19 protein-coding genes are annotated in these 19,512 nt (G+C 65.1%); 5 read left to right on the forward strand and 14 right to left on the reverse strand.

The window, feature by feature from the left end:
• The first annotated feature begins 32 nt into the window (after nucleotides 1–32).
• Entirely contained in the window at nucleotides 33–716 is a 684-nt protein-coding gene (locus GGD63_RS02075) for a helix-turn-helix domain-containing protein (protein ID WP_183239233.1), read from the forward strand.
• A gap of 62 nt (nucleotides 717–778) precedes the next feature.
• On the opposite strand, the gene GGD63_RS02080 is transcribed toward GGD63_RS02075, so the two are convergent.
• Together GGD63_RS02080 and GGD63_RS02085 are read right to left on the reverse strand one after the other, a co-directional pair.
• Nucleotides 779–1,234 (reverse strand): potassium channel family protein, encoded by a 456-nt coding sequence (locus GGD63_RS02080; RefSeq protein ID WP_183239234.1) that lies wholly within the window; start codon nucleotides 1,232–1,234, stop codon nucleotides 779–781.
• Nucleotides 1,235–1,324: 90 nt separating this feature from the next.
• The gene (locus GGD63_RS02085; protein ID WP_183239235.1) at nucleotides 1,325–2,437 is read right to left on the reverse strand and encodes an AI-2E family transporter; all 1,113 of its coding nucleotides are present in this window, start codon (nucleotides 2,435–2,437) and stop codon (nucleotides 1,325–1,327) included.
• Nucleotides 2,438–2,714: 277 nt separating this feature from the next.
• Between GGD63_RS02085 and GGD63_RS02090 the strand changes: the two genes are divergently transcribed.
• Nucleotides 2,715–2,861 (forward strand): hypothetical protein, encoded by a 147-nt coding sequence (locus GGD63_RS02090; RefSeq protein WP_183239236.1) that lies wholly within the window; start codon nucleotides 2,715–2,717, stop codon nucleotides 2,859–2,861.
• A gap of 168 nt (nucleotides 2,862–3,029) precedes the next feature.
• On the opposite strand, the gene ntrC is transcribed toward GGD63_RS02090, so the two are convergent.
• The 3 genes from ntrC to dusB are packed head-to-tail and all read right to left on the reverse strand — an operon-like array spanning nucleotide 3,030 to nucleotide 6,655.
• On the reverse strand, nucleotides 3,030–4,472 hold the full coding sequence (ntrC, locus tag GGD63_RS02095; RefSeq protein ID WP_130366976.1) for a nitrogen regulation protein NR(I): 1,443 nt from the start codon (nucleotides 4,470–4,472) through the stop codon (nucleotides 3,030–3,032).
• A gap of 9 nt (nucleotides 4,473–4,481) precedes the next feature.
• Nucleotides 4,482–5,657: a nitrogen regulation protein NR(II) gene (locus GGD63_RS02100; RefSeq protein ID WP_183239237.1), complete on the reverse strand. Its 1,176-nt coding sequence runs from the start codon at nucleotides 5,655–5,657 to the stop codon at nucleotides 4,482–4,484.
• A complete protein-coding gene (dusB, locus tag GGD63_RS02105) occupies nucleotides 5,654–6,655 on the reverse strand; it encodes a tRNA dihydrouridine synthase DusB (RefSeq protein WP_183239681.1) in 1,002 nt (333 codons plus the stop codon). The genes GGD63_RS02100 and dusB overlap by 4 nt, the downstream gene beginning before the upstream one ends.
• 275 nt (nucleotides 6,656–6,930) lie before the next feature.
• Here dusB and GGD63_RS02110 point away from each other — a divergent pair, with 275 nt between their 5' ends.
• Nucleotides 6,931–8,112: a bifunctional 2-C-methyl-D-erythritol 4-phosphate cytidylyltransferase/2-C-methyl-D-erythritol 2,4-cyclodiphosphate synthase gene (locus GGD63_RS02110; protein WP_183239238.1), complete on the forward strand. Its 1,182-nt coding sequence runs from the start codon at nucleotides 6,931–6,933 to the stop codon at nucleotides 8,110–8,112.
• A 3-nt stretch (nucleotides 8,113–8,115) separates the two neighbouring features.
• On the forward strand, nucleotides 8,116–8,724 hold the full coding sequence (locus GGD63_RS02115) for a CinA family protein (RefSeq protein ID WP_183239239.1): 609 nt from the start codon (nucleotides 8,116–8,118) through the stop codon (nucleotides 8,722–8,724).
• Between the two features lie 6 nt (nucleotides 8,725–8,730).
• On the opposite strand, the gene GGD63_RS02120 is transcribed toward GGD63_RS02115, so the two are convergent.
• From GGD63_RS02120 to lipA, 4 genes are all read right to left on the reverse strand, one after another.
• On the reverse strand, nucleotides 8,731–9,510 hold the full coding sequence (locus GGD63_RS02120) for a mechanosensitive ion channel family protein (RefSeq protein ID WP_183239240.1): 780 nt from the start codon (nucleotides 9,508–9,510) through the stop codon (nucleotides 8,731–8,733).
• A 165-nt stretch (nucleotides 9,511–9,675) separates the two neighbouring features.
• Nucleotides 9,676–9,855, reverse strand: coding sequence for a hypothetical protein (locus tag GGD63_RS02125; RefSeq protein ID WP_183239241.1), 180 nt, complete (start codon nucleotides 9,853–9,855; stop codon nucleotides 9,676–9,678).
• Between the two features lie 503 nt (nucleotides 9,856–10,358).
• Nucleotides 10,359–10,829: a type II toxin-antitoxin system RatA family toxin gene (locus GGD63_RS02130; RefSeq protein ID WP_027542754.1), complete on the reverse strand. Its 471-nt coding sequence runs from the start codon at nucleotides 10,827–10,829 to the stop codon at nucleotides 10,359–10,361.
• Between the two features lie 6 nt (nucleotides 10,830–10,835).
• Nucleotides 10,836–11,792 carry a lipoyl synthase gene (gene lipA, locus GGD63_RS02135; protein WP_183239242.1) on the reverse strand — a complete coding sequence of 319 codons (957 nt, stop codon included), beginning with the start codon at nucleotides 11,790–11,792 and terminating at the stop codon, nucleotides 10,836–10,838.
• A gap of 130 nt (nucleotides 11,793–11,922) precedes the next feature.
• Between lipA and GGD63_RS02140 the strand changes: the two genes are divergently transcribed.
• Entirely contained in the window at nucleotides 11,923–12,525 is a 603-nt protein-coding gene (locus GGD63_RS02140) for a DNA-3-methyladenine glycosylase (RefSeq protein WP_183239243.1), read from the forward strand.
• A 94-nt stretch (nucleotides 12,526–12,619) separates the two neighbouring features.
• Here GGD63_RS02140 and GGD63_RS02145 read toward each other — a convergent pair whose 3' ends face one another.
• From GGD63_RS02145 to GGD63_RS02165, 5 genes are all read right to left on the reverse strand, one after another.
• The gene (locus tag GGD63_RS02145) at nucleotides 12,620–15,496 is read right to left on the reverse strand and encodes a valine--tRNA ligase (RefSeq protein WP_183239244.1); all 2,877 of its coding nucleotides are present in this window, start codon (nucleotides 15,494–15,496) and stop codon (nucleotides 12,620–12,622) included.
• 140 nt (nucleotides 15,497–15,636) lie between these two features.
• Nucleotides 15,637–16,422, reverse strand: a complete 786-nt coding sequence (locus GGD63_RS02150; RefSeq protein WP_183239245.1) for a PopZ family protein — start codon at nucleotides 16,420–16,422, stop codon at nucleotides 15,637–15,639.
• A 305-nt stretch (nucleotides 16,423–16,727) separates the two neighbouring features.
• Entirely contained in the window at nucleotides 16,728–18,113 is a 1,386-nt protein-coding gene (locus GGD63_RS02155; RefSeq protein WP_183239246.1) for a TolC family outer membrane protein, read from the reverse strand.
• Between the two features lie 207 nt (nucleotides 18,114–18,320).
• Complete coding sequence (locus GGD63_RS02160; protein WP_183239247.1) at nucleotides 18,321–18,983, reverse strand: protein-L-isoaspartate O-methyltransferase; 663 nt, start codon at nucleotides 18,981–18,983, stop codon at nucleotides 18,321–18,323.
• 137 nt (nucleotides 18,984–19,120) lie between these two features.
• Nucleotides 19,121–19,300 (reverse strand): hypothetical protein, encoded by a 180-nt coding sequence (locus tag GGD63_RS02165; RefSeq protein ID WP_183239248.1) that lies wholly within the window; start codon nucleotides 19,298–19,300, stop codon nucleotides 19,121–19,123.
• Between the last annotated feature and the right edge of the window lie 212 nt (nucleotides 19,301–19,512).

Here is a 19,512-nt window from a genome sequence, read left to right on the forward strand (position 1 = left end):
ACCAATTCGGCGGCAAGCTGAGGAGCTGGCCCATGTTCGTTCGCATCACCACCGATTCTGCGCTGCGCCCCAACTCCCTTCGCGACCTCGGCATGACCAGTGCTTCTAATGCGCTCGTCAGTTTAATCGAATTTTCCTACAAGAAAGGCGCCGAGATCTACGGCGAGAAAGAGCCCGCCGAATATGTCTACCAGGTCAAGTCTGGCGCGGTGCGGAGCTACAAGCTGTTGTCGGACGGCCGCAGGCAGATCGGCGCGTTTCACCTGACCGGCGACATTTTCGGGCTGGAGAACGGAAACGAGCATCGTTTCACGGCCGAGGCGATCGTCGACACCACGGTTCGCCTGGTGCGGCGGCAGAGCCTCGAGCTGGTGGCCGAGAGCGATGCCATGGTTGCCAGAAATCTGCTCAGCATGACCACGAACAATCTCCAGCATGCGGAAGATCACATGCTGCTGCTCGGCCGCAAGACCTCGCTGGAGCGGGTCGCGGCTTTCCTGCTGGAAATGGACAAGAGGCTGACCGCTACGGGGGTCATCGCGCTGCCGATGTCGCGGCGCGATATCGCCGACTATCTCGGCCTGACGCTGGAAACCGTCTCTCGCGCCATTTCGCGGCTGCACGAGCTCGGCGTCCTCGGCTTCATCGGCAACACCCAGCGCCAGATCGTGCTCCTGGACCGGAACCAGCTCGCGAGCCTCGATCTTCAGCCCTGAGCGACGCAGGGCTCTACCGAACCGCGCGCGAGCAGAGCGGCAGGAACTGCACGCTCAGCAATTCAGGCATTGTTCCCGCCACGGAGCCGTTCGTTCGCTTCACGATTTTCGATCGTCTTGCGCAGGACCTCAAACAGGATGGCTGCCGACCAGCCGGAAAGCAGGATGCCGTTCATGGCCGTCAACGGGCCGATCAGCCGCCATTCGGGCACCGGCGTGATGTCGCCATAGCCGAGCGTGGTGTAGTTCACGAAGACGAAATACAGCAGGTCGCTCCCCGCCGGTGCCGCCTGGACGAACCAGTATGTGCAGACCCAGACCAGGACCTCCAGGGTGTGCGCGACGCTCAGCGCTGCGGCCGTTGCGACCATCACCCCCATCAAGTGCAGTCGTGGCCCCTTGGTGACGAGCTTCAAGCTGGCCGTTCGCGCGATCGATACGGCACCGACGGTCGCCAGCGCGTGCATCCCGATATTGATCGCGCTGACCAGCGCGCTGACAAGGACTTGAAGCAGCATCAGGACCGACCTTCTTGCCTTTCGTGCCAATCTCGGCGCGACGGAAACCGTTCAACAACAGCGCCAGGGACTGCCCCTGCGACCCTGAACTCATCTTCGGACGGCAGTGGAACTCTCCGACTTGTCCTGCGCCCGCAGCGCTGCGGAACGGTCGATCCGGATCCAGGCCGCCGCGAGCTCCCAGGCGACCGCCAGAATGATCGGGCCGATGAAGAGGCCGATGATGCCGTGCGCCAATGTGCCGCCGATGACCCCGATCAGGATGAGGAGCGTCGGTGTGCTCAGGCCCCGACCCATGACCAATGGCTTGAGAATATTGTCCAGCAGACCGACGACGACGAGGAAGACGGTCAGAAGCAGCGCCGTTGTCACGTCCTTGTCCGTCCAGATCCAGATCACCACGGGCACGAGGACGATGGCGGCCCCGATCTGCACGATCGACAGCAGTAGAACGAGGATGGCGAGCAAGCCGGCGCTTGGGATGGCCGCAAGCTTGAAGCCGATGCCGGCCAGCAGCGCCTGGATGATCGCGACGCCGATCACGCCTTGCGCAACCGCCCGGATCGTTGCACCCGCCAGCGCGAGAAAATGCTCGCTCTGCTCCGGCACGATGCGGAACAGGAAGCCGCGGATCGCCTCAACGAGCTGCGGTCCGTACGGAAACAGGAAGCCGGCGACGAGCACCGACAGCAGGAACTGCAGCGTGCCGACGCCGGCGCTGCCGGCGAACGACAGCATCACCCCGGCCAGCGGTTTCAGATACGGCGCCACCTCGCGCAGTACGGCGCGAACGTTGGTATAGGCCAGGGTCCAGAGATCGAACAGCTGGGGGCCGATCAGCGGCCAGTCCTTGAGCCATTCCGGCGCCGCCTGAAGCACGAGATCGCCGGTGCCGATCTGGCCCGCGAGATCCTTGATGCCTTCGACCGCGCTCAGCCCGAGCCATGCCGCAGGACCGATGATAACGCCAAGCGTCGTCAGGGTGAGAATGGTCGCGGCCGTTCGGGGCCGGCCGCCGAGGCGTTTGGCGAGCCAGCTGAAGGCGGGATAGAACGCGACCGCAAGCACCGCGCTCCAGGTCAGGATCGGCACGAAGGGGCGGATGATCAGAAACGTCCACGCGATCAGGAGCGCGAGCAATCCGAGACGGATCACGAGCTGGACAATCTGCTCCGCGGAGAGAAGCTTGCGAAGTGGGGTCAAGACGACGCTGTCCTTCCGGGAGTGCGGATACCCGATGGACGTAGCGGCCTCCGCCGCCGGGCATTCTTGATCCAGATCAAGCGGGCCGCACAGACACGCCGTTCGTCCCCGATCGGGACATGCGCGCGGACGACGGAAGCCGGCAGGTCGGCGCCAATTAAGCTATTGTAATATCTATGTAATTACGATTTCGCCAGCCCAGGGCGCGATCCACCAAGGGTAGGCTGATCGGCGCTCGCTGGCGGGAACGGATTCCCTTGCCTCCGGATTGACCGGAATGGATAGGATATTTCTTGCGACGATGGTTTTGGCCGTGCTGCTGCTGATTGTGGCTGCGGACCTCCTGGTCAACGGCGTCGGCCTGCAGCCGCCGCCGACGCAGCTGGCCGACATACTGCCGGCGCCTGCACGCCCGGTCAGATAGGCGCAACGCCGCGCCGAGCGGCCGGACGACCAATTTGGATGATCCGGCGGAACATTTCGGTCCTATCAGGACTTCTGCTCACCGCGTCAGCCACAACGGCGAGCGCGATCCGGACAGGCTCAGCTCCGCTGTGGTAGGGGGAGCTGAGCCACCGTCGGCTCGTGAAGCCTAGCCCCCGCTCCGATAGACCTGGATGTCGAGATCCCGGATCTTCTTCCGCAGCGTGTTGCGGTTGAGGCCGAGCAGGTCGGCGGCGCGGATCTGGTTGCCGCGGGTGGCGGCGAGCGCGGCCGTGAGCAGCGGCACCTCGATCTCCTTGAGGATGCGGTGATAGAGCCCGGGCGGCGGCATGCCGTTCGGAAAGCCCTGGAAGTGCGAGGACAGATAGGCCTCCACCGCGCCGCCGAGATTGTCGACGCCCTGCTGGACCGCGGCACCCGGACTGACCGAAGGCGGGGCCAGCTCGCCGTCGATGACGGAGGCCGTGATCACGTCCTGCGGATAAAGCGCGGCAAGGCGCCGGGCGAGGTTCTCGAGCTCGCGGACGTTGCCGGGCCAGCGGTGCTGCTTCAGCCGCTCCAGCGCCAGCGCGTCGAGCTTCTTCGGCGGCAAGCCGTCTTTTTCAGCCAGCGTGAAGAAGTGCCGCACCAGATCCGGCAGGTCCTCGATACGCTCGCGCAAGGGGGGCAGGCGCAGCGGCACGACGTTGAGGCGGAAGAACAGGTCTTCGCGGAACAGGCCCTGCTGGATCAGGACGCGCAAATCCTTGTTGGAGGCTGCGACAATGCGCACGTCGGTCTTGATCGGCGTGCGGCCGCCGACGGTGGTGTACTCGCCCTGCTGCAGGACACGCAGCAATCTGGTCTGCGCCTCCATCGGCATGTCGCCGATCTCGTCGAGGAACAGCGTGCCGCCCTCGGCCTGCTCGAACCGGCCCGAGGCGCGGGTATTGGCACCGGTGAAGGCCCCACGCTCATGGCCGAACAGCTCGGATTCAATGAGGTCGCGCGGGATCGCCGCCATGTTGACGGCGACGAACGGGCCGTTGCGGCGCTTGCCGTAATCGTGCAGCGCGCGCGCCACCAGCTCCTTGCCGGTGCCGGACTCGCCCGTGATCATCACGGTGAGGTCGGTCTGCATCAGGCGCGCCAGCACGCGATAGATTTCCTGCATCGCCGGCGAGCGGCCGACCAGCGGGATCGCCTCCATCTCGGCGTCCTCATCCGGCGTCGAGACCCGCTCCTTCGGCTCGGCCAAGGCGCGGCCGACGATGGCGATGAGCTCCTTCAGGTCGAAGGGCTTTGGCAGATATTCATAGGCCCCGCGCTCGGAGGCGCGGATCGCCGTCATGAAGGTGTTTTGCGCGCTCATGACGATGACGGGCAAATTCGGCCGCATCTTCTTGATCCGCGGCAACAGGTCGAAGGCGTTTTCGTCGGGCATCACCACGTCGGTGATGACGAGATCGCCCTCCCCCTGGCTGACCCAGCGCCACAGCGTGGCGGCATTGCCGGTGAGCCTGACCTCGTAGCCGGCGCGGGAAAGTGCCTGATTGAGAACCGTGCGGATGGCGGTGTCGTCATCAGCAACGAGAATGCTACCTGCGGGCATTGTTAATCCTCATTTTGCCCCCTGTGACGCAGACGACGACTTCCCGGCAGAGCCGTCGCGACTGCTATGATCGGCATGTTTCACCGATGTGGAATACATCGGCATCAGCACGCGGAAGGTGGTCTTGCGCGGTTGAGATTCGCATTCGATGATGCCCCCGTGATCGCCGACGATCTTGGCGACCAGAGCAAGACCGAGGCCAGAGCCGGTCTGCTTGGTGGTCACGAAGGGATCGAACAGGTTGGGCAGAAGATCATCCGGCACGCCTGGTCCATTGTCCCTCACGCAGAATTCGAGCGGCAGGGATACCCGGGATTTTTGACCGGGGACTGACAGGCGCACGCCGGGGCGGAACGCGGTGGTGAGCTGGATCTCGGCGTCGGGCACGTCGATCAAGGCTTCGGCGGCGTTCTTCACCAGGTTGAGGAACACCTGGATCAGCTGATCCTGGTTCGCCAGCACCGGCGGCAGCGAAGGATCGTAATCCTCGATGAAGCGGATGTTGCGGGCAAATCCCGACTGCGCCAGCCGCTTCACGTGATCGAGCACCGAATGGATATTGACGGGGCCGCGCACCACGGGGCGCTCGTCGCCGAACACTTCCATGCGGTCGACCAGGGTCACGATGCGGTCGGCCTCGTCGCAGATCAGGCGCGTCAGCATACGGTCCTCGGACGAGGCCTGCTGCTCCAGCAGCTGCGCCGCGCCGCGAATGCCCGAAAGCGGATTCTTGATCTCATGCGCAAGCATTGCTGCTAGCGCTATCACCGAGCGCGCTGCGCTGCGATGGGTGAGCTGGCGATCCATCTTGTCGGCGATGGTGCGCTCCTGGAGCATCACGACGATATGGCCGGGCCGCTCGGTGAGCGGGGCCACGTGCAGATCGACCTGGCGGTCGCCGCCCATGCGCGGCGTGCCGAGATCGACCTTGTATTCATTGACCGGCGAATTCGAGGAGCGCACCTGGTCGATCAACGCCAGCAACGGGCTGCCGAACGGCACCAGCTCTTTCAGCGACTGCCGCTTCAGGAACTGCGTCGAGATCTCGAAAAAGGCTTCGGTTGCGATGTTGGCGGCGACGATCTTGCCGTCCGGCCCGATCAGGAGCACGGGATTGGGAAGCGCGTCCAGGATCGCATCGCTGTCGGACAGAACCGGCCGACGATGTTCAGCGGCTGAGCTCATGCAGCAGCGCTCCATGCGAAGTCGTCGAAGGCATCTTGCAGTGAACTGTGAACGAGGCGCGGATCCTCGGATGTGAGGATCTTCCGGCGCCAGGATTTCAGCGTCTCGGCCGGCGCGCGGCTCACATCGGCCGCGACGTCGAGCGCCCAGCCGAGATGCTTGCGCGCATGCTTGAGACCGACGCGCAGCCCATAGAGCGCGCAGACGCCCTCATAAAGCGTGCGGACGTAATGGAGCTGCGTCTGAAGCGACGGCGCGGCTTCCGCCGCACCGCCCATGAGGCGACGGCCGATCTGGCCCGGCAGCCAGGGCTGGCCCTGCGCGCCGCGGCCGATCATCACGGCATCGGCGCCGGAGGCCTCGAGGGCCGCGAGCGCCGTCTCGTAAGAGGTGATGTCGCCATTGACGATGAGCGGAATCGAGATCGCCTCCCGCACGGCGCGGATCGCATCCCAATCGGCCTCGCCCTTGTAGAACTGGCAGCGGGTGCGGCCGTGAACGGTGACGAGCTTGATGCCTGATGCTTCCGCGCGCCGCGCCAGTTCCGGTGCATTACGGCTGCGGTCGTCCCAGCCGAGCCGCATCTTCAGCGTCACCGGCACCTTCACTGCCGCGATCGTCGCATCGATCAGGCCGACGGCGTGGTCGAGATCGCGCATCAGGGCCGAGCCGGACTGGCCGCCCGTGACGTGGCGGGCCGGGCAGCCCATGTTGATATCGATGATGTCGGCGCCCTCGGCTTCCGCGATCCGGGCGCCTTCGGCCATCCAGTGCGCCTCGCAGCCGGCAAGCTGCACCACATGCGGGCCGATTCCCGTGGCTTCGCAGCGCAACCGCGACATCCGATGGCCGTTGGCAAGCTCATCGCTCGCGGTCATCTCGGACACGACCAGACCGGCCCCGAGTTCGGCCGCCAGCCGCCGAACGGGCAAGTCAGTCACCCCCGACATCGGCGCCAGGAAGACCGGGGTGGCGACTTCAATATCGCCTATTTTCAACGGCTTAGAGCCGGATGCTGCCGTGCCGGTCACAGGGGTCTCGTCAACTAGGCAGCGCCTCATCGCGCTGGCCATGATCTATCTTGCGCACAATTCTTGTGCAGTCAAGCGTCATGCCTACAGTTTAGACAATTCTGCAGATCTTTCAAGTGCAGTGCAGCAAAATGCTGTTTCCCACAATGCGGGGAAACCCCTTTTTTTGCGGGCCTGCCGTGCTAGAGGCATGCCGGCAATCATCCCCTGCTCTTTCATCAGCAACTGAGTATTTGAGTCCTATGGCGAAATCACAACGCACCGCTGTCGTCCTCGTGGCGGCCGGACGCGGCCTGCGCGCCGGCGCCGGCGGGCCGAAGCAATATCGCGAGATCGGCGGCGTGCCTGTGATCTATCGCGCCATGGAAGCCTTCAGCCGCCACGCTGGCGTGTTTGCGGTCCAGCCGGTGGTAAACCCCGACGACAGCGCCATCTTCACGGCAGCGGTCGCAGGGCTCAGTCACGAGCCGCCGGCCAATGGCGGCGCCACCCGTCAGGCCTCGGTGCTCGCCGGTCTCGAAGCGCTGGCGAAGCACAAGCCGGACATCGTGCTGATCCACGACGCCGCGCGTCCGTTCGTGTCCGAAGGCGTGATCTCGCGCGCGATCGAGGCGGCGAGCCGCACCGGCGCTGCGATCCCCACCGTTGCCGTCACCGATACCATCAAGGTCACCGGCGAGAGCGGCAATGTCGAGGACACGCCGGACCGGTCGCGCCTTAGAATCGCGCAGACGCCGCAATCCTTTCGTTTCGACGTCATCCTCGAGGCGCATCGTCGCGCCGCGAAGGATGGGCGCTCTGATTTCACCGACGATGCCGCGATTGCCGAATGGGCGGGATTGACGGTTGCAACCTTTGAAGGCGATGTTGCCAATATGAAGCTCACCACCCCCGAGGATTTCGTGCGCGAGGAAGCGCGCCTGGCTGCCCAGCTCGGCGACATCAGGACCGGCACCGGTTACGACGTGCATGCCTTCGGCGAAGGCGACCATGTCATGATCTGCGGCGTGCGCGTACCTCACACCAAGGGTTTTCTGGCGCATTCCGACGGCGATGTCGGCCTGCATGCGCTGGTCGATGCCATCCTCGGCGCGCTCGCCGACGGCGACATCGGCTCGCACTTCCCGCCGAGCGACGCCAAGTGGAAGGGCGCCTCGTCCGACCAGTTCCTGAAATACGCCATCGAGCGCGTCGCCCAGCGCGGCGGCCGCGTCGCCAATCTCGAGGTGACGCTGATCTGCGAGCGACCGAAGATCGGTCCCTTGCGCGACGCCATGCGCGCGCGCATCGCCGAAATCTCCGGCGTCGACATCTCCCGCGTCGCGGTGAAAGCGACCACCAGCGAGCGGCTCGGCTTCACCGGCCGCGAGGAAGGCATCGCGGCCACCGCGAGCGCCACCATCCGTCTTCCCTGGGGCGTCTAGGCCATGGGCGGCAGCGACGCACGCGCCCTCTCCCGCTCGCTGCTGGATTTGTGCCGGATGCGCAAGCTGACGATCGCGACCGCGGAGTCCTGCACCGGCGGCCTCGTTGCCGGCGCGCTGACCGACATCCCCGGCTCGTCTGACGTCATTGACCGCGGCTTCGTCACCTATTCCAACGACGCCAAGCGCGCGATGCTTGGCGTCGAAACGGGCACGCTGACGAATTTCGGCGCCGTCAGCAAGGAGACCGCGACCGCGATGGCGATCGGCGCGCTGGAGCGTGCCGATGTCGATCTCGCCGTCGCCATCACCGGCATCGCCGGCCCCGGCGGCGCCACGCCCGGCAAGCCGGTCGGCCTGGTGCACTTTGCTGCCGCCGCGCGCGACGGCCGCATCATCCACCGCGAGCACCGCTTTGGCGCGATCGGCCGCAGCGCGGTGCGGGCCCGCTCGGTGGTCGAGGCGCTGCGCATGCTGATGGACCTCGCCCGCGGCCCGCAAGTCGCGGCCAAGCCGCAACGCACCGCCGCCAGCCGTCTGCGCCCGCGCGTGACCCGCTCGCCGCGCCGGCATGCGGTGAAGCGCCGGCCGCCGCGCTCGCCAAGAGGATGAAGCGCTTCACGCCGCCATCAGCAACGCGCTCGCGTGGTCGAGCACGCACTGCTTGACCGCATCGGCCTCCGACGGTTTCGCTTTCGCGCTGACCGTCAATTCCAGGATCGGTGCCGCGGGATTAGCGACATCGAGGACCTTGGTGACGGAGACGGCAGGCTGCGCCTGAACGTCGATGCGGGAGTCGTTGCGCAATTCCTTCAGGATGCGATCGGCCAGCGTATTGGCCGCGCCGGCCGGGACCGGAAACGCCACCTTGACCTCGCCCGTGCCGGGATAGGCGCTGTGATTGACGATCGCTGCGCCCCACACCTGTCCGTTTGGCAACAGGATCTGCGTGTTGTCGGGCGCGACCAGCTCGGTCATGAACAGCGACAGCGACCTCACCTTGCCCGCCCTGCCGGCGACCTCGACGTCGTCGCCGATGTGAAACGGCCGGAACAGCAGCAGCATCACGCCAGCGGCGAGATTGGAAAGCGTGCCCTGGAGAGCGAGGCCGATCGCGAGTGACGTCGCGCCCAGCACGGCGACCAGGCTCGCGGTCTGGATGCCGAACAGCTGCAGCACGGCGATGCCGACCACCGCGAGCACGCCATAGCGTGCGAGGCTGCCGACGAACAAGGTCACCAGCGGATCGACCCGGTGCGTGACACCGAGCACGCGCGTCGCGAAACGCTGCATGGCGCCGGACAGATACCAGCCGATGGCGAGGAGCAGGATCGCGTAGATCGCATTGAGCCCATACAGGACGAGCGACGCTTTCAGCGTGTCGAAATTGACGGTCATGGCGGCTCTACCGGGACAATCGGTTGAGAACTCGGTGTCGCGGAAAATGATCCCTTCCGGCGCCTTGTCAATCGTCAAGCGCCTGCCGCTGGACCGCATAGGTGAGAGCGGCGTGAAACCCGGGCATTGGCCCGCGGGAATACCGCGTTCAGCCTCGGCGGCCTGTCATTGCGCCGTTCGCTCGATCCGATAGATGACGGGAAGCTTTTGCTCGATCGCCTTGGCGAGCACCGTCCCCGTGGTCCGTCCGAGCTCTTTCGCGATCGTCGTGATCGGCTTGGTGCCTGCGAGCTTCCTGAGCCGGTTGAGGTCGTCCTCGCTCCACGATTGCTTCCAGCGCGCCATGTCTCCAGTCCCAGTCCACGAGCCCCGCGCCCGATTCGGATTTTAGTTGAGTATCGTATAAAATACATCCCGTGCAGGTGCACCGCTCGCGGCAAGGGGTGTTCCATCACGGTTCCGCGTTTTGGCACAAACTGCACTTGTCACCTTCGACTGCGCGATGTCTGAATTTCTGATTGCGCGCCAGCCTGCAGGTGTCGCCCCGTCCCTACAAGCCCTTGCGCTGCCCGTCGGCCAAAACACCCAGCCAGCGGGTCAACGCCCGCGCGCGAAGATATTCCACTTTACCGAACTTCGGCTTTCGCGTATTCGTGCATCACCTCATCCCGGTCAGAGGGGCGTATCGCGATCGTCACGAACGCGGGGTGAGCGGCGGTGGATTGAGCCACACTGTCATTGCGAGCGCAGCGAAGCAATCCAGAGTCTCTCCGCAGAGAAATTCTGGATTGCTTCGTCGCAAGAGCTCCCCGCATTGACGGTGGAGAGAGCGTGCCCGCTCGCGGCGGTTACGTCGACGCCAGCTTTGGCCGCCCGTAGATCGCATCCGCCCGCTTCTCGAACGCGGTCGAGAACCGCGCGAAGGCGGCGTCGAACATCGAGCCCATCAGCATCGCCAGCATGCGGCTCTTGAACTCGTAGGCGAGGAAGAAACCGACGTCGCAGACGCCCTCACCTTTGGGCTCGAACGTCCAACGGTTTTCCAGATTCCTGAACGGTCCTTGCAGATATTCGACCAGGATCTTCAGATTGGCGCGGTCGAGCGTCACGCGGCTGGTGAAGGATTCCTTGACCAGCTTGAACGACACCGTCATGTCGGCGACCAGCACCTCGGTGCCGTCGGGCTTCGCCATGCGCTGCCGGACCTTGAGCGCGCTGCACAGCGGCACGAATTCCGGGTAGCGCTCGACATCGGCGACCAGATCAAACATCTCGGACGCGCTGTGGTTGACACGGTGCTTGCTCGAAACTCGATGCATGGTACGTCAGCGGGCGTGAGCTGCCCGCGCAGCCTTCAGTCTCGCGAAATCCTCGCCGGCATGATGCGACGAGCGGGTGAGCGGGCTTGCCGACACCATCAGGAAGCCCTTGGTGTAGGCGATCTTTTCGTAGGACGAGAACTCGTCCGGCGGCACGTAGCGCATCACCGCGTGATGCTTGCGGGTCGGCTGCAGATATTGCCCGATGGTCAGGAAGTCGACCTCGGCCGAGCGCAGATCGTCCATCACCTGCTGCACCTCATGGCGCTCCTCGCCAAGGCCGACCATGATGCCGGACTTGGTGAAGATGGTGGGATCGAGCTCCTTGACCCGCTGCAACAGCCGGATCGAATGGAAGTAGCGCGCGCCCGGCCGCACCGTGAGATAGCGCGACGGCACGGTCTCGAGATTGTGGTTGAAGACGTCGGGCTTTGCAGCGACCACGACCTCCAGCGCGCCTTCCTTGCGCAGGAAGTCGGGTGTCAGGATCTCGATCGTGGTCGAGGGACACGCGGCGCGGATCGCGCCGATGGTCTGGGCGAAATGCTCGGCGCCGCCGTCAGCGAGATCGTCGCGATCGACGGAGGTGATGACGACGTGGGCGAGGCCGAGCTTGGCCACGGCCTCGGCGACGTTCTGCGGCTCGGCGGCATCCAGCGCGTTGGGCAGCCCCGTCTTGACGTTGCAGAAGGCGCAGGCCCGGGTGCAGGTGTCACCCATGATCATGAAGGTCGCGTGCTTCTTGTCCCAGCACTCGCCGATATTCGGGCAGCCCGCCTCCTCGCACACCGTGTGCAGGCCGTTGGCGCGCACGATGTTGCGGGTGTCGGCATAGCCGCGGGTATTGGGCGCGCGCACGCGGATCCAGTCCGGCTTCGGCGGCGAAGCGGAATCAGGGCGATTCACCTTTTCAGGGTGGCGCGGGCGCAGCGGGTTCGAGATGGTATCGACAATAACGACCATGGGGTATCCGGTCTGTTCAGGTCCTACCTAGTCGGTCTGGCCCGGCATCGCAACCCGGCTCGCACCACTTCAGGGAACATGGCAGATATGGGCAATATCCTGCTCTGTTCTCAGGCGATTCTCACCTCGAATGGCTCCAGTCTCGAAACCTTCCACACCACGGCTAGGCAAGGCCCTGAAGCGTGCCTTCTTCGCGCGCAACGTGCGCGAGGTCGCACACGACCTGATCGGTGCGACCATGCTGGTCGACGGCGTCGGCGGGATCATCGTCGAGGTCGAGGCCTATCATCATACCGAGCCGGCGGCGCACTCCTACAATGGCCCGACGCCGCGGAACCAGGTGATGTTCGGCCCGCCCGGCTATGCCTATGTCTATCGCTCCTACGGCATCCACTGGTGCGTGAACTTTGTCTGCGAGGAGGAAGGCTCGGCCAGCGCCGTGCTGATCCGCGCGCTGGAGCCGACGCATGGCCTGGCTGCGATGCGCCGCCGCCGCCATATCCAGGATCTGCACGCGCTGTGCTCGGGCCCGGGCAAGCTGACGGAGGCGCTCGGCATCACCATCGCGCACAACACGCTGCCGCTCGACCGGCCACCGATCGCGCTGCACGCGCGGACGGAGGATTTGGAGGTCGCGACCGGCATCCGGATCGGTATCACCAAGGCCGTCGAGCTGCCCTGGCGCTATGGCGTCAGGGGCTCGAAATTTTTGAGCAAGCCGTTTCCTCGCTGATGGTCATTCCGGGGCGATGCGCAGCATCGAACTACGGTGCGCAATTGCGCACCTGAGGTCTGGTCCTACGGACCATCCCGGAATGACAGCGAGGTCACGACGCCTGCTTCAGCCGCTCCAGCGCCTCCAGCAGCTTGGCCTTGCGGGCCAGCGCCGCCTCGCGCTTTTCACGCTCCTCCTCGACCACCTCCTCGGCCGCGTTGGCGACGAACTTCTCGTTCGCCAGCTTGGATTCGGCGCGCTTGATGTCGGCGTCGGCCTTGCCGATTTCCTTGTCGAGGCGCGTCCGCTCCGCGGCAACGTCGATCACGCCCTTCAGCGGCAGCGCGACCACTTCGCCGCGCACAAGCAGCTGAACGGCGCCGTCAGGCGCACGGTCGGCAAAGGAGATGTCGGACAGCCGCGCCATGCGCTTGATGATTTCGGTCCAGCGCGGCGCACGCTCCTTGGTCTCGGCCGAGGCGCCCGCGAGCACCAGCGCGGTCAGCGTCGCCGGCGCGATGTTCATCTCGGCGCGCACCGAGCGGATCTGCGTGACCAGGTCGATGACCCAGCCGATCTCGGCTTCCGCCTTGGGATCGGTGAAGTCGGCATGGTCGAAGATCGGCATGACCGGCGCCGGCGAGATCAGCGGATCGGTCGGCCCGGCGGCTGCGGCGAGCATCGCGAACTGCTCCGGCGAAGGCTGAGAGGGCTTCAGCGGCCACGGCGCCAGCGCGAGCAGGCCGTCGCGCTTGGCCGTCACCTCCCACAGCTCTTCGGTGATGAAGGGCATGAAAGGATGCAGCAGCTTCAGGATCTCGTCGCGCGCCCAGGCCACCATGGCGCGGGTTTCGTCCTTGGCGGGGCTATCGGGGCCAAGCAGCACGGGCTTGGCGAGCTCGACATACCAGTCGCAATAGACGTTCCAGACGAAGCGGTAGATGGCGCCGGCGGCATCGTTGAAGCGATAGGCCTCGATCGCCTCGGTTACCTCGCGCGTGGTGTGCGCGGTCTCATGCGCGATCCAGCGGCTCAGCGTCTCCTTCGCCTTCGCCGGCTCGAAACCGTCGGGCACGGCACACTGGTTCATCTCCGCGAAGCGGCAGGCGTTCCAGAGTTTGGTCGCGAAATTGCGGTAGCCTTCGACGCGGCTGGTGGCGAGCTTGATGTCGCGGCCCTGCGCCGCCATCGCGGCCAGGGTGAAGCGCAGCGCGTCCGCGCCATATTCGTCGATCAGGTGGAGCGGATCGATGACGTTGCCCTTCGACTTCGACATCTTGGCGCCCTTCTCGTCGCGGACGAGGGCGTGGATGTAGATGGTCGAGAACGGGATCTCCTTCATGAAGTGCATGCCCATCATCATCATGCGGGCAACCCAGAAGAAGATGATGTCGAAGCCGGTGACCAGCGCATTGGTCGGATAGTAGCGCTGCACCTCGGGCGTATCGTCAGGCCAGCCTAGCGTCGAGAACGGCCACAGCGCCGAGGAGAACCAAGTGTCGAGCACGTCCTCGTCGCGCGTGATGAAGCCTTCGCGCTTGTTGCGGTCGAGCGCCATCTCGCGGCCCTGCTCGACCGTGATCACCTCCTGCTCGACGTAATAACCGAGCGCGTGGCTGATCGCCTCCTCCTCGGTCTCGGCGACGAACACCTTGCCGTCAGGCCCATACCAGGCCGGAATCTGATGACCCCACCAGAGCTGGCGCGAGATGCACCAGGGCTGAATGTTCTCCATCCACTCGAAATAGGTCTTTTCCCAGTTCTTCGGCACGAAGCTGGTTTCACCCGACCGCACCGCCGCGATCGCCGGCTTTGCGAGCGTCTTCGCGTCGACATACCACTGGTCGGTCAGATACGGCTCGATCACGCTGCCAGAGCGATCGCCGTGCGGCACCATGTGGGTGTGCGGCTCGATCCGCTCGACGAAGCCGAAGGATTCCAGCCGCTCGACGATGCGCTTGCGCGCTGCGAAGCGGTCGACCTTGTTGAACTCCTCGGCGAATTGCGCGGCGCCTTCCGGCAGGTCGCGCAGATAATCCTCGTTGTCGAGGAGATCGAGGCAGCCTTCCCTGTCGAGCACGCTGATGCGACGCAGGCCGTGGCGATTGCCGACCTCGAAATCGTTGAAGTCGTGCGCCGGCGTCACCTTCACCGCGCCCGAGCCCTTCTCCGGATCGGAATACTCGTCGGCGACGATCTTGATCTTGCGGCCGACCAGCGGCAGGACGACGTTCTTGCCGACCAGCTTCTGAAAACGCTCGTCCTCCGGGTGCACGGCAACGCCGGTATCGCCGAGCATGGTCTCGGGACGCGTCGTGGCGACGACGATGAAGCTCGAGGGATCCTCGGGGCTGAAGGTCTTGCCCTCGATCGGATAGCGCAGATACCAGAGGCTGCCCTTGACCTCGGTCTGCTGCACTTCGAGATCGGAGATCGCGGTCAAGAGCTTGGTGTCCCAGTTCACCAGCCGCTTGTCCTTGTAGATCAGGCCGTCGCGGTGCAGCTCGACGAACACCTTGACTACGGCCTTGGACAGGCCCTCGTCCATGGTGAAGCGCTCGCGCGACCAGTCGCAGGAGGCACCGAGCCGCTTGAGCTGGTTGATGATGGTGTCGCCGCTCTCGGCTTTCCACTGCCAGACCCGCTCCAGAAACTTCTCGCGGCCCATCTCGCGGCGGCCGGGCTGCTGGCGCTCCATCAGCTGCCGCTCGACCACCATCTGGGTGGCGATGCCGGCATGGTCGGTGCCGGGCTGCCACAGCACATCGCGGCCGCGCATGCGCTCGAAGCGGCACAGGATGTCCTGGAGCGTGTTGTTGAGGGCGTGGCCCATGTGCAGCGAGCCCGTCACGTTCGGCGGCGGGATCACGATGGTGAAGGGCACCGCGTCGCGGCGGTCGGGACGGCCGGCCTTGAAGGCACGGCTGTCCTCCCACACGACGGACATGCGGGCTTCGATATCGGCGGGCTGGTAATTTTTCTCGATCATGGGGCTGCTAGAAAGCCGCGCGCGGGGGCCAAGTCAACGAAAAGGTCAGGGGAAAGCGAGGCGGCAACAGCGCCTTCCGGCCCGGTCCGGGGCCGAATATGACACGCAAGCCGGGCATTATGAGGGCCCTCCGGCCGCTCTCAGCGGCCGCCGCGCGAGACCCGCTCGATTTCGGCCTTCACGATGCGTTCAACCAGGCCCGGCAAATTGTCGTCGAGCCAGGACTTCAGCATCGGACGCAGCATCTCCTTGACCAGATCCTCCAGCGTCCGCGCATTGCTGCTGAGGACGGTATGGGCCAGGGAGTTGAAGGCCGATTCGACCGCGGAGACGGTTGATTGCGCCAGGATCGGCTGTTGCGGCGGCAGTGGCGGCGCATCGAAGTCCACTGGCGCGTAGGACGGCGGAGGCGCCGGACGCGGCGGTGGCGATTCGGCGAACTCGAGATCGTCGCGCGGCTCGACCTTGCGGAAGCTTGGTGGCGGCGGAGGCGGTGTCGGCGCCGGGTCCATCGCCATTTCGTCGGTCAATTCGAGCACATCGGGTTCAGGCTCGGGCTCCGGCCCTGGCGCACGGACCTCGGGCGCGGGCGTCGCCGCATCGAGCCCCGCCAGCAGCGCGTCGATATCGTCCTGGCTATTCGGTCCGGCATCCGCGGCGGGCGCGGGTGGCGGCGGTGCCGGAGCCGGAGCCGGCTTCGCAGCCGGAGGTGGCGCGGGCTTCTCGGCGGCAGGTTTGGGCGGTGCGACCTTGGATGGCGGAATGTCGTTCATCGGCTTCGGCGGCGGCGCGGCGGGCGCCGCAGCCTTCTCGGGCTTGGCGGCCTCTGCCGGCGGCGGCTTTGCCTCGTCGTCGGCAATGATGCGCCGGATCGAGGCCAGAATCTCCTCCATGGAGGGTTCTGTGACCTTTGCAGGCTGCGTCATCTCCGACTCCACATCATCAACGCCCTCGCATGCGTTGTTTTACACCAAGCACGACAGGATTGGCCGGTTCCGCAACGAGCGCCCCGACATTTTCGTCGCGGCAGCCCGACTTGTCCCCAGATCACGGCTCAACGTGCGGCGGCGCGCCCCTGCCCTCGGCACTCAAGCTTTACGCATACGGCATCAGTTGCGGAGCGAATCGACCCGCATCTTCTTGGCAAGGCTATGTCAGGGATTTTGATGATTGCAAGCAAAGCACCGGTCGGCCGCAATTGTTCGCGAGGCCGACCGGATGACTACGGGAATCAGCGCCCGTCAGGCGTACGCACGCCGCCCCAGCTGTCGCGGACCTGATGGTAGTGAACGCTGGCATCGTAGACTGTGGTCGCAAGACCGAGGACCTGGGGCGACAGACGGCCGACGGCGGAGAGGACGTTATAGGACGCCACCACGCGGTCGTGCTGCGCAGTCACCAGCGCGACGCGCGCATTGACCAGAGCCTGCTGCGCATTGAGCACGTCGAGCGTGGTGCGCTGACCGGCCTTGGCTTCCTCGCGCACACCGTTGAGTGCGATCTCGGACGCGGTGACCTGCGCCTGCGCGGACTGCACCTGCGCCTTGCCGGCCTGCAGCGAACCCCACCACTGCACGACGGTCGCGCGGGTCTGGTCGCGCGTGGTTTCGAGGTTGAGACGCTGCTGCGCCAGGTTTTCCTTGGATTGGCGGATCAGCGAATATTCACTACCGCCCTGATAAATCGGCACCGAGACCTGCGCGATCGCGGATGCGTTGAACGAGCGCAACTGAATCAAGGACTGTTCGTTGGACTGCGTGGCCGCGGCCTGGATCGTAACCGTCGGCAGCAACGCACCTTCGGCGACTTTGACCTGCAAGAAATTGACGTCGATGCCATACATTGCGGCCGTGACGTTGGGATGCTCGACCAGGCCGAGCTCGACGGCCGAAGCGAGCGTTGACGGCAGGAACCGGTCGACCGGCGAGCCCGGTGCGAGGTTCGTCGGCTCGTTGCCGATGATGCGGCGGAAGTTCGCCCGCGTCGTGGTGAGGTTCGCCTCCGCGGTGAGCGCCTGCGTCTTGCCGGCAGCCAGTTGCGCTTCAGATTGCGCAACGTCGGTGCGCGTCACTTCGCCGACGTTGAAACGATCACGGGTCTGCTTCAGCGTCTGCTCGAGCACGCGCACGTTGCTGCGCTGGACTTCCAGCGTGGCGGCATCGCGCAAATAATCCATGTAGGTCGTGGCGGCCTGGAGCAACAGGCTTTGATCGAGGCTGCGCAGCGCTTCGCGGGCACCGGACACCTGACTCTCCGCCGCCCGCGTTCTGTTGGCGGTCTGGTTGCCATTGTAGAGCGTCTGCGAAGCGGTAATTCCAGCGCTGCGAGGCATGGTGGTTCCGTGGATTGACGAACTCCCCACGCCACTCTGCAAATCCGTATACTGATAGCCACCGCTGGCGGTCAGCGAGACCCTGGGGCGATAGCCGGACAGGGCTTGAGGCACGTTTTCGTCGGTCGAGCGCACCTGGGCGCGCTGTGCGTTGAGCTGCGGATTGTTCTGATAGGCGCGCACCAAGGCGGCCTCGATCGTGTCCGCCAAGGCAGGCGTCGGCCCGGTCAGCGCCAGCAGCAGGACCGAAACCGCAGCTCCGGTGAAGAGCTTCACCCCATGCATCCCAAAATTTCCGTTTCATTTTAACGCCCGGCTCGTGCCCGCGAGCCGGGTTAGCGTCTACCGAGTGGAGTCGTTGCCCCGCCGCAACATAGGATGCGGATTGGCGCGACGGAACTACCTTAGGGTAGTTCTCGGTGGAAACTCTTCACGTGCAGCATCCCGGCCACACTTCTGATTCAGAACGGGATTTTAACGGGGTTTGGGCCGTCAGAAGACGAAAGCGGCGGCCCGTTCCAGCCCGGGAAGGACCGGAGCCGTGGCGTCGAACAGCGCCCGATGGCCGAATTCGCCGTGGGCATGGGTCACGATCATCGCCCGCGGCAGCCGCGATTCGGCTGAGACGCCCACCAGACGCCCGCCCTCCCTGAGCTGCCCGAACAGCACCTCCGGCGTCACCTCGGCGGCGCCATTGAGGATGATCACGTCATAGGGAGCGGCAGACGGATCGCCCTCGGTGCAGGGAGCGGCCTTGCAGGTGACATTGGCGAGTCCGAGGGCGGCAAAGGCCTCCCTGGCCTTCGCGGCCAGGGCCGAATCGCATTCCGTTGCGGTGACCTGGCGCGCGAGCTTGGCCGCCAGCGCGGCGAGATAGCCAGTGGCGCAGCCGACGACCAGAACGTTGTCGCCCTCGCCGATCTCGGCGGCCTGGAGCAGCTTGCCGGTCAACTGCGGCTTGATCAGGAACCGCTTGGCAGTCCCCTCGCTCACATCAAGGTCGAGGTCGAGATAGGCCAAGGCCTGCCGGCTGGCCGGCACGAAGGCCTCGCGCGGAACGGTGAGCATGGCATCGAGAATTCGGCGATCGGTGACGTCATTGGTGCGCACCTGGCCATCGACCATTTTGAGGCGCGCGGTCGAGAAACCGGACATTTGCGGACCCTGAAATGCGGACGATGCCGCGGACGGAAGTTGGCGGCATCTTTGGAACATGCCCGGCGAAAACGCAACATGGCCGTTGGCCTTGGCCGGCCACCGCTGCGACTCACCGCATCAGGGAACAGGACGGATTATTCGATCGTCACCGCGAGGCGGCCGATCAGGGCGGCAACCTCATCCAGGCGCGCCGAATCGGGGGTCTCGACCGCACGCGCAAGGCAGGCGAGGCATTCGTCGTCGCTGAGGTCGGGAACGTCGGCCGGCAGAATCGAGGGAGCCAGTTGGGCGCGGTCGATCTGGATGTCGGGCATGGGAATCACCTCCATAAGAGTCCGGCTGTGCGAAGCTCGATTTGAATTAAGTCGATTTGGTGCCGTCCCGGCGGCTGCGATGGAGCCGCGGCACAAAACTGCTTGAACGCGATTCTGCGTGGATCGGATGCGCCGGGCCTTGAGGGCTGACTCGAGCGACATCGCGCGCCACATCAGCGGACGCCAGCAAGTCAATGAATTTACGGCGGAAT

Source organism: Bradyrhizobium sp. cir1 (genome assembly GCF_014198245.1).
Lineage (GTDB): Bacteria > Pseudomonadota > Alphaproteobacteria > Rhizobiales > Xanthobacteraceae > Bradyrhizobium.